Source organism: Bacillus sp. SIMBA_008, assembly GCF_046535495.1.
Taxonomy (GTDB): domain Bacteria; phylum Bacillota; class Bacilli; order Bacillales; family Bacillaceae; genus Bacillus; species Bacillus subtilis.
Window position 1 is genome coordinate 1 of sequence record NZ_JAWRWL010001014.1, and the last position, 247, is coordinate 247.

A 247-nucleotide genomic window follows, 5' to 3' on the forward strand; every position below is an offset into this window, starting at 1 on the left:
GTCACGACGGAAAGCCTCTCATGCCGCCACCGCGGCGGCAATGGTGCGGCACCGGTCGTCGCCGCGGTCAGTTGATGATCTCGCCGCGTTCGTCGGCGCGGATCGCGGCCAGCGTCTCCCGCCAGGTCGCGAGTGCTTCGGGGGTCAGCCGGGTCCAGTCGAGCACCTCGGAGACGACCCGGATCGGCTCGGTGCTGCGATACGAGCGCGTGGGGTTGCCGGGGAACTTCTTGTCGGTCACATTCGG

The 247-nt window shown here is 69.2% G+C and carries 1 protein-coding gene; it reads right to left on the reverse strand.

Annotated features, from left to right (window positions below; genetic code table 11):
• Positions 1-67 precede the first annotated feature (67 nt).
• On the reverse strand, positions 68-247 hold a 180-nt coding region (locus tag SB658_RS26465; protein ID WP_410603469.1), incomplete at its 5' end, for an NAD(+)--rifampin ADP-ribosyltransferase.